The organism is Streptomyces sp. NPDC056224, from assembly GCF_042267665.1.
GTDB lineage: Bacteria > Actinomycetota > Actinomycetes > Streptomycetales > Streptomycetaceae > Streptomyces.
The window spans coordinates 39,548-48,807 of record NZ_JBHJTK010000050.1 but is presented as its reverse complement, the minus strand read 5'-3'; the positions used below and the strand labels follow the sequence as shown (position 1 = coordinate 48,807).

General features: G+C 70.1%; 7 protein-coding genes and 1 pseudogene. 4 read left to right on the top strand and 4 right to left on the bottom strand.

Annotated features, from left to right (window positions below; genetic code table 11):
• Both ACFCZ1_RS33835 and ACFCZ1_RS33830 read left to right on the top strand, forming a co-directional pair.
• Positions 1 to 1,041, top strand: a pseudogene (locus ACFCZ1_RS33835) (hypothetical protein); the annotation flags it as partial.
• 14 nt (positions 1,042 to 1,055) lie between these two features.
• Positions 1,056 to 1,700 carry a hypothetical protein gene (locus tag ACFCZ1_RS33830; RefSeq protein WP_376682108.1) on the top strand — a complete coding sequence of 215 codons (645 nt, stop codon included), beginning with the start codon at positions 1,056 to 1,058 and terminating at the stop codon, positions 1,698 to 1,700.
• Positions 1,701 to 2,012: 312 nt separating this feature from the next.
• Here ACFCZ1_RS33830 and ACFCZ1_RS33825 read toward each other — a convergent pair whose 3' ends face one another.
• Positions 2,013 to 2,567 (bottom strand): TetR/AcrR family transcriptional regulator, encoded by a 555-nt coding sequence (locus ACFCZ1_RS33825; RefSeq protein ID WP_376682105.1) that lies wholly within the window; start codon positions 2,565 to 2,567, stop codon positions 2,013 to 2,015.
• 95 nt (positions 2,568 to 2,662) lie between these two features.
• On the opposite strand from ACFCZ1_RS33825, the gene ACFCZ1_RS33820 reads away from it, so the two are divergent.
• A complete protein-coding gene (locus tag ACFCZ1_RS33820; protein WP_376682104.1) occupies positions 2,663 to 3,085 on the top strand; it encodes a nuclear transport factor 2 family protein in 423 nt (140 codons plus the stop codon).
• 69 nt (positions 3,086 to 3,154) lie between these two features.
• Here ACFCZ1_RS33820 and ACFCZ1_RS33815 read toward each other — a convergent pair whose 3' ends face one another.
• The 3 genes from ACFCZ1_RS33815 to ACFCZ1_RS33805 all read right to left on the bottom strand — a co-directional run bounded on the left by ACFCZ1_RS33815 (position 3,155) and on the right by ACFCZ1_RS33805 (position 7,480).
• Entirely contained in the window at positions 3,155 to 5,962 is a 2,808-nt protein-coding gene (locus ACFCZ1_RS33815) for a VWA domain-containing protein (RefSeq protein WP_376682103.1), read from the bottom strand.
• Between the two features lie 47 nt (positions 5,963 to 6,009).
• Positions 6,010 to 6,780, bottom strand: coding sequence for a hypothetical protein (locus tag ACFCZ1_RS33810; RefSeq protein WP_376682102.1), 771 nt, complete (start codon positions 6,778 to 6,780; stop codon positions 6,010 to 6,012).
• 100 nt (positions 6,781 to 6,880) lie between these two features.
• Positions 6,881 to 7,480, bottom strand: coding sequence for a TetR/AcrR family transcriptional regulator (locus ACFCZ1_RS33805; RefSeq protein ID WP_376682101.1), 600 nt, complete (start codon positions 7,478 to 7,480; stop codon positions 6,881 to 6,883).
• A gap of 143 nt (positions 7,481 to 7,623) precedes the next feature.
• Between ACFCZ1_RS33805 and ACFCZ1_RS33800 the strand changes: the two genes are divergently transcribed.
• Positions 7,624 to 9,231 (top strand): MDR family MFS transporter, encoded by a 1,608-nt coding sequence (locus ACFCZ1_RS33800; protein WP_376682100.1) that lies wholly within the window; start codon positions 7,624 to 7,626, stop codon positions 9,229 to 9,231.
• Positions 9,232 to 9,260 lie beyond the last annotated feature (29 nt).

The window sequence follows — 9,260 nt, the reverse complement described above, 5'->3', positions numbered from 1 at the left end:
GACATCTCCGACCCGCTCCACAGGAGCGACCACACCCCGACCGGCCACGCCCCGGACCACACCCCCGGCGGCCACGCCCCCGACAACATGCCGCGCAACAGCGTGGACACCCACAACCCGTCCGCCCCTGGCCCCCGCTCGGACACCCCGACCACGGGCGGCGTCCACACGGACACCCCGTCGACCGCGGGCCACACGGACGGCCCCGGCGGCCACGGCGACGGCCCCGGCCACGGCCCGTCCACGAACGGTGGAAACCCGGAAGCCCCGGGCGGCACCGGGCACACGGACGGCCCGTCCGCGGGGGACGGCCCGGAGACGCCAGGTGGCGGAGGTGGGACCGGCGACGGTGTCGGGAACGGCCCCGGGATGCCTGAGCAGCAGCCTCCGGTCATTCTGGAAGGCCCCCGGATCGGCCAGCAGCCCAGTGGGCCCATGGCCCCTGAGCGGGAGGTCGCCGTGACGGAGGCTCTCAAGAACGCAAAGGTTCCGCCGGTGGACCAGGGCCGCATGCTCGTGCAGCTGAAGAAGTCGGAATACGGGGCAGCAGTTGCGGAATACATCGCGAGCGGCCGATTTGCGGACACCCCCGGGTTCAAGAACCCTGAGGGCCTTCTGTTCCAGGTCAAGCAGAACGGCATGATTCCCGCTGTGCACCAGGCGCTGGAGTACGCTGCGGATCTCCAGTCCAAGGGAATCAAGAACATCGAGTTCGAGCTGAAGCTTCCCGCCCAGAAGCTCGACCTGGACGTGCTGGTCCGCACCCCCGACGGGCGCATCGAATTCGGCGCCCAGCTCAAGGACGTGGACAGCGTCGCGGGCATCAAGTCGGCAGTCAAGAAGATCGCGGAGAAGCAGCTCGGCGGGCCCGGAGTCGACGTCAAGCACGCGCTTCTGGATATCAGGGGCCTCAGGGGCGAGCTCACGGAGCGTGAAATCCAAACCGTCCAAAGGGCCGCTGACCGGAGCAACGCCTCCTTCGAGCTACGATTCGACGACGGGTCCGTCACCATATTTCCGACCAATGCCACCAAGCCGTAAGGAAGTCGATGTCGATGCTGATGCGCGCGCCGAAGGAGTGCGGCTCGTGGTTCTGGGACCTGGACGACGTGGCGGAGCCCGGTCTGGAGTCCGCTCTCAGGACCGCGGCGCGCATGGGTGCGGTGCTTCAGAAGCACGCTTTGCTGGAGCCGGCCTCACTTGAGTGGAACTGGTTCCAGGTCGGCAAGGGCGGCCTCGGCATCCACAGCCGCCTGGACCTCGCCGGGCGTTCGCTCGGTGATCCGGCACTGCCCGGTGCCCTCCGCGCCTGTCAGCCGGGCGGCCATCTGCAGGCAGAGATGGGCGGCATCCTCGTGTTGGGATCCGGAGCCTGGTTCGACGCGAGCGGAACACGCCACAACGAGTACCGCCTGGTCGAACTCATGGTGTCACCCGACGAGATCGGCCCTTCGGCCGAACTGTCCGTGTACCACGACGTATGGGGTCAGTGTGATTTCCGGGGCGAGCCGCACCCGGCCACCCATGCCAACAACGCGCCGCGGCTCGCGGCAGCCCTGCAGGAGCTCGACCAGTTGCTCGGGGTCGAGGCGGAGCCCGGCGAGCCTACGTACTACGGTCGAGCCGACGGCTACGGGCTCGAGGCTCCCGACATCATCGACGGGCGTGGGCCGGACCTCACCGATACCGTATTGGGGTAGGCGGCGGTATCCGTTTCAACGGCAACCTGGCGGTGCTGGACAAGCAGGTGAAGGAGTCGGGATCCCCGACCGGAACCGGTTCGGAGGCCCGCACGGGGGCGTGGAGAATGGCGGCGGCCCCGGCCACCCGGCCGACGGCGAGGCTCGTCGACGCCCGGCTGGTCGGTACCGAGTTCTACCACTCGGATCTGCATGGGCCGACTCCGCCCGGGCCGATCTGACGAGCGGGTCCTTCACGCGGTCCGGGAGTGGGCGTGAGCGAGCGGTGGCGGACCTCCCTGCGCCGTCTGCCCGTACGGCCGGCTGTTCGGCCTAGCGGGCGGACAGCAGCCGACGTGCCATCTCGCGGGCCAGGTGGGCCGGTTCCGGGCCGGGGTCCAGGGCGGCGACCACCGTGGCGCCCTCGACCAGGATCAGGAGCTGGTCCGCCAGGTCCTCCCGAGCCGGGTCGGCCGGGCCGGCCAGGTCGGCGAGCAGGGCCCGAAGCTCCGCCTTGTGACGGCGTACGACGTCGAGTACCCCGGCGTGGGCGGCGCTGAGTTCGCCGAAGGCGTTCAAGAACGCGCAGCCCCGGAAGTCCGGCTCCGAGAACCAGTCCGCCAGCCAGCCGAAGACGGCCGCGACGGGGTCTGCGGCTGCGGCCGGCGTCGTCACCGCTTCGCGCAGGCTCGTCATCCAGCGGCGGTCGCGGCGCTCCAGGTACGCCGTGACCAGGGCTTCCTTCGCCGGGAAGATCCGGTAGAGCCGCTTGAGCGGGACCCCCGACCCCGCGCGGATGCGGTCCATGCCGACGGCCTGGATGCCCTCGGCGTAGAACAGCTCCTCCGCCGTGTCCAGGAGTCGGGTGCGGGCCTCTTCGTCGTCCATGGGGGCAGCGTAGTCCAGGATCGGTTGCGCGGAGAACGCTCGTTCTCTACGGTGAGAACGACCGTTCTTCCCATGAGTTCGCGAGAGGGCCCGTCATGAACGAAAGCGCTGTCCGCCCGCCGCTGCCGCCCTTCACCGAGGAGTCGGCCCGGGCCAAGGTGCAGGCCGCCCAGGACGCTTGGAACAGCCGTGACCCCGAGCGCGTGGCCCTCGCCTACACGGAGGATTCGCAGTGGCGCAACCGCGACCGCTTCCTCACCGGCCGCGCCGAGATCCGCGAGTTCCTCGCCGCGAAGTGGGAGCGCGAGCTCGACTACCGGCTCCGCAAGGAGCTCTGGGCGTACACCGGTAACCGCATCTCCGTCCGCTTCGAGTACGAGTGGCACGACGCCGCCGGCCAGTGGTGGCGCAGCCACGGCAACGAGCAGTGGGAGTTCACCCCGGACGGCCTGATGGGCCGTCGCGAGGCGAGCATCAACGACGTCCCGATCGCCGCCGCCGACCGCCGCCTCCGGTGATGCGGGCGCTGGGCTCTCCCGCCGCCGGAGCCCGTGCCCGGCCCCGGCGGCTCCCGGCACGCGGGCCGGTCAGAAGGCGGCGAAGCCCGATCTGACCTGCGCGAAGCGGTTCATGCCCCGGATGCGCGGGGCGGCGGGGGACACGGCGGAATCGGTGAAGGCGGCGGTCGTGCCCAGCGTCCCCGCCAGTGCGAGCAGCTTCTCGATCGTCACCTGGTCGTTGACGAACTCGGGCGCGGGTACGGTCCGGTGGACCTGCTTGAGGACCTCGATGTGCTGCGTCAGACGCTGCCCGGCGGCATCGCGGTCGTTGTCGTACAGGTCGTCGAGCGCGTGGAAGGTGATCTCGCTCGTCCGCAGGCCCACCGCGTGCACGGTCACGGTCTCCTCCGCGAGCGTGGCCGCGTCCGACAGCGCGATCTCCCGGCTGCGGTTATCGCGTGCCACGGTGTCCACGTACTGCACGGTCGCCGTACCGATCCCGCCCGCCGGCACGGGTCCTTCCGGCACCTGGATCTCCAGTACCACCCAGTACGTCTCGCCGAAGGCCAGGTCAGGGGCGAAGATCCGGATGCCCTTGTCGCCGGTGATCAGATCGGGCAGCACCTCCGTGCCGTACTGCTCCCGTGCGCGGTGGGCCGCGCCACGGGACTCGCGGAACACCCGCGCCCGTGCCCGCGGATCGGTGACCAGGTCATGCCCGTACAGGTGCCACACCGTCACCGCCGGGTCGATGTCGATCCGGAGCTGAATGTCGATCGCGGCGAGGTGGTCACGCCGCTCCAGGTCCTCCAGCAGGCCGGAGCGGACCTGCTCCGGGCGGGTGACGAAGGTGCAGTGGCCGCGGGCGGTCCCGGCGAGGGCCGAGAGCTCGGCCATCCGTGCGTCCGTACCGAAGCCGAAGCACGAGAGGGTCAGATCACCGCGCAGCCGGGCCGCGACGTTCTTCCGGACGGTGGTCCAGTTCCGTTCGCCGGAGGTCGGGTCACCGTCCGAGAAGAGGTAGAGCCGGTTGACGGTACGGCTGGTGCTCGCGCGGCGGCCGATCTCCGCGATGCCGTACTGCACGCCGAGCTGGATGTCGGTCCCGCCGCAGGCGGTCATGCCGGCCACGGTCGAGGCGAACCTCTCCGGCGGCAGGTCCTCCTTGCGGGTCGCCTGCAAGAGGGTGGACACATCGGTGGCGAACGTGATGATGCCGAGCGAGTCCGTCGGCCGCAGCCGTTCGTAGATCTCCTGCAGCGCGGACTTGACCGTGTCGAGCTTCTCGCCCGCCATGGAGCTGCTCGTGTCCACGACGAAGACGAAGTTCACCGGCAGGGGTTCCTTCGCGGGCACGCCCGGCTGCGCCTCCGCGCCCGCCTTCAGCGCGATTTCGACGAAGTGGGTGGTGTCGTCGTGGGCTTTGGAGTCGCCGGGCACCAGGGCGAGCCCGTGGCTGACGGCGAGCGCCTCGCCCTCGGGCGGGCCGGGGACCTGGTCGGTGCGCGCGGCCACGAAGTCGTCGAAGCGGATGTGGTCCTGTTCGATCAGCACACCGCTGTCGATGAGTTCGGTGACACCGACCACGGAGCGGGTCCCGTAGGCGCTGCGCCGACGGATGAACAGGCCGTCGTGCGGGAGGGGGCGGCCGGGGGCGCGCGAGGGGAGTGGGAAGGCGGGGAAGGAAGGGGGGTCGGGGAAGGAAGGGGACTGGGGGTAGCCGTAGGCCGGGGCCGCGGCCGCGGCCTGGGCCTGGGCCTGGGCCTGGGCCTGCTCGGCCTGGGCGGGCCGAGGATCGCGGGTCGTCCTTCTGCGCCTTTCAGCGGCCGGGGTCGGTGATGCCGAGCGAGCGGCGGGAGGCTCGGGGTCGCTCCCCAGGTAGTCCACGAGCCGGCGCTCCGCGCGCCGCCGCACCTCGGACTCGCGCCTCCGCTCCTCGTACAGCTGCTCGCGCGTACTCTCCCTGTCCTGCTCCTCGTACCGTCGCTCCTCGTACAGCTGCTTGCGCCGCTGATCGAGCCTCCGCTCCTCGTACCGCTCCTCGTCCCGCTCCTCGTCCCGCTCCTCGTCCCGCTCCTCGTCCCGCCTTTCGAGTGGGACCTCCTCGAGCCGACGCTCAAGCCCGGGCGCTTCCCTCTCAACACCGCCGATACGCTCCCCGGGCTCGTCCGCCCGGCTGGGCGAGGCCCCCTGGGACGCACGCGAGCTGCGCAGCTGCAACGCGGAGTGGACCACGCGCCCCTGGAGGAGCCACCTGCCTGCCGCGCCGAGCCGGCCGGGCCTCCCCTCGGCGTCCGGGGCGAGGGCGAGAGCGTCGGGGTGGATCACGATCGTGGGTACCGTCCCCCTCGCCGGCCGCGAGAGCTCCTTCGTGATGAAGCGGAGGTGGGCCTCCGGGCTGTCGATGACCGTGCCCACGCGAAGCCCGCACCGCTCCGCGTACTCCTCGCACTCGCGTGTTCGGCGGACCCGATCCGCGCTGGGCATGCCCGGGAAGGGGGCGACGGCGAGGAGTACGGCCGTGCCGTCCGACCAGCGGTCGACGGCAGGCGACGGTGTGCCCCGGACGTTGCAGAGCCTGAGTGTGGCGCCCAGCCCCAGGAGCGACTCAAGGAAGGTGTCGGCACTCATGAGTGCCTTCCGCAGCTCGTCGTGGTCGTTGATGGCCGGCTCGGCCACGACCACGCCATCCGGTAAATCCCTCAGTAAGTCGTCCACCTCCTGCGGGGTGCGCGCGGTCCGGTCCAGCAGCGAGAGTCCGCGCCGCGTCGCCCGGTGGCGGCACTCCCGCTCTTGCCGGCGGGCGGACAAGGACCAGAAGCGGCTCCTCGCCGCTCCGGCGAGGTACAGGACGGCCGGGGTGGAGGGCGTGGAGCCGCCGGGATCTTGTGTCATGCGTACCTTCTCCGATTCCTTCTTCGTCGCGTCGGCCGGGCCGGGCGTCAGGCCGCGGCCTGGCCGTGGCGGGCGGGGAGCGGGCAGCGTTCGTCCAACTCCGTGTTGGTCCGCACCCGCACATCGAACATTCCCTCCGCGCGCAAGAGCCGCAGCCAGACGTCCAGTTCGCTGCTGATCCCCTCGCTGGCGGCGGCGAGCCGCACTGCCTCGTCACGGTCCGCCGGGCCCCGGCCGACCAGCAGGATCCTGATCTTGAGGGCGATGCTGTGCCCGTTCCGGGGCTCGATCTTCAGGGCCTCGTCGACGTATCCCGCGGCCACCGTCGGGTTGGAGCGGGCGAGAGCGATCCTGGCTTTCCAGTACCAGAACTCCTCGGCCTCGCGGTCGATCCCCGCCGAGTCGAGCGCGCGCTGCGCCTGGTCGGGCTCGTTCGCCGCGATCAGCCGCGCCACCTTGGCCAGTGACCGCTCCTCCGTCGCCCCGGGGTCCGGCCGGTTCCGGCGCCCCCCGGTGAAGAGCCGTCCCACGACCAGCAGGGAGGCCAGGAGGAACGCCAGCAGGATGCCGACCAGGATCATGAACTGCTGGGCTCCCTCGCCGACGGCGAGGGTGGCGAAGATCCCCAGGATGGCTATGGCGAAGGCGAAGACGATCACAGCCCCGAACAGGCCCGTGGCCTGTCCCGAAGTCAGGGTGCGGAACATCCTGTGCTGAATGATGTTGCGGACGAGGTCCCGGTAAAGGAGGAACAGCACTCCGAGAGCCACGCCACCGAATCCGGCTATGCCGCCGAGGACCTGAAATAGCTCCAACATGCCACGGACTGTAAGGCCTTGGGCATGCAGGTGTACGGGATACGGTCAGGAGCGTCCGGGGAGCGGATCCTCGCGCACCCCGGTAAGCCGCCGGCCGCGCTCAGGCGGCGTCGTGGTCGTGGTGGTGGGCCTGGGTGATGAGGTCCGTCGCGACCGCCAGGGCCGCCTGGCGGGTCTCCTCCGGGTCGCCCTCCACGTGCTGGAGGAACATCATCCCGGCGTGCAGTGTGAACAGGGCGCTCACGCAGCGGACCTGGTCCGTCAGCGGGCCGTCCTCCGTGCGCAGCAGCTCCACCAGCCGGAAGAGCCGCTGCTTCACCGTCTCGCCGATGCTCAGCTCCCGCATCGTCGCCTGGTTCTCCTGCATGAAGCGGTACAGCGGGGCGCCGGCCGCCATCGCCTCGCTGTAGCGGCGCAGCACCTCGCACTTGGTCTCCAGGGTGCGCGGCTGCCCCTCCGCCCACGTGATCAGCTCGTCGATCGGCCGCGTCAGGTCCTCGAAGAGGCTGATGATGATGTCTTCCTTGGTCTTGAAGTGGTAGTACAGCGCCGCCTTCGTGACCTCGAGCCGCTCCGCGATCTCGCGCAGCGACGTCTTCTCGTATCCCTGCTCGGCGAACAGCTCCAGTGCGACGTCCTGGATGCGCTGGCGCGTGTTGCCACGGCGCGGCTGCGGACCGCTGCTGGAGCTGGTCGTCATGATCGGTTCTCCCCAGAATTTACTTACTTGACGCCCGGCTAGTGACGGGTCTACCTTCCCCCAGTGTAGTGAACTAGCCGGTCGGCAAGTAAGAGCCGGTGCGTGAAGAGCAGCAGTGAAGAAGAAGTGCCAGGGGAGTGGACATGAGCGAGACAGTCAAAACGGCCGAAACCTCGGGGGAGGTGAAGCCGCGCAGCGTACGCGTCGTCCTCATGGCGCTCATGATCGCGATGCTGCTGGCCATGCTCGACAACATGATCATCGGTACCGCGATGCCCACCATCGTCGGCGAGCTCGGCGGCCTGGAGCACCTTTCCTGGGTGGTCACCGCCTACACGCTGGCCACCGCGGCCTCCACCCCGATCTGGGGCAAGATCGGCGACATGTACGGGCGGAAGGGCTCCTTCCTCACCTCGATCGTCATCTTCCTGATCGGCTCCGCGCTCAGCGGCATGGCCCAGGACATGGGCCAGCTGATCGGCTTCCGCGCGATCCAGGGCCTCGGCGCCGGCGGTCTGATGGTCGGCGTCATGGCGATCATCGGCGACCTGATCCCGCCCCGTGAGCGCGGCAAGTACCAGGGCATGATGGCCGGCGTGATGGCCCTCGCCATGATCGGCGGACCGCTGGTCGGCGGCACCATCACCGACCACATGGGCTGGCGCTGGTCCTTCTACATCAACCTGCCGCTCGGCGCGGTCGCGCTCGCCATGGTCACCGCCGTCCTGCACCTCCCCAAGAAGACGGGAGAGGGTGAGCGCCCGAAGATCGACTACCTGGGGGCGGCGCTCCTCACCCTCGCCATCACCTCCACCGTCCTGGTCACGACGTGGGGCGGCACCGAGTACGCCTGGGGCTCCGGCCAGATCATCGGCCTGATCATCGTCGGACTGGTCTCGATCGCCGCGTTCCTCTACGTCGAGACCAAGGCCGCCGAGCCGGTCATGCCGCTGCACATCTTCCGCAGCCGCAACTTCACCCTCATGTCCGCGATCGGCTTCCTCGTCGGCTTCGGCATGTTCGGCGGCGTGCTCTACCTCCCGCTGTTCCAGCAGGCCGTCCAGGGCGCCTCCGCCACCAACTCGGGTCTGCTCCTGCTGCCCATGCTGCTCTCGATGATGGTCGTCTCGCTGGTCGCGGGCCGCATCACCACCAACAGCGGCAAGTACAAGGTCTTCCCGATCGTCGGCGGCGCGTTCATGGTCGTCGGGCTCTTCCTGCTCGCGACGATGGACACCGACACCTCGCGCCTCGTCTCCGGCCTGTACATGGCGGTCCTCGGCGCCGGGCTCGGCTTCCTGATGCAGATCACCATGCTGGTCGCGCAGAACAGCGTCGAGATGAAGGACATGGGCGTCGCGTCCTCCTCGGCGACCCTGTTCCGTACGCTCGGCGGGTCCTTCGGCGTGGCGCTGATGGGCTCGCTCTTCACCTCCCAGGTCACCCACACCATGTCCGACCGCCTGGGCCCCGAGGCCGCGGGCGCCGCGGGCTCCGCCCAGCTGGACGCGGCGAGCCTGGCCAAGCTGCCGGAGGCCGTGCGCGACGCCTACCAGCACGCGGTGGCGGCCGGTACGCACTCCGCGTTCCTGCTCGGCGCGGCGATCGCCGTACTGGGCTTCGCGGCCGCCTGGTTCGTCAAGGAGGTCCCGCTGCGGGGCGCGGGTCCGGCCCCGACCGCCGACGGCGCGGAGGGCGACGCGGAGGGCGGCAAGACCGCCCCGGCTCCGCAGGAGTCCCTCGCGCACTGACGCACTGACGCACTGACGCGCCGACGTAC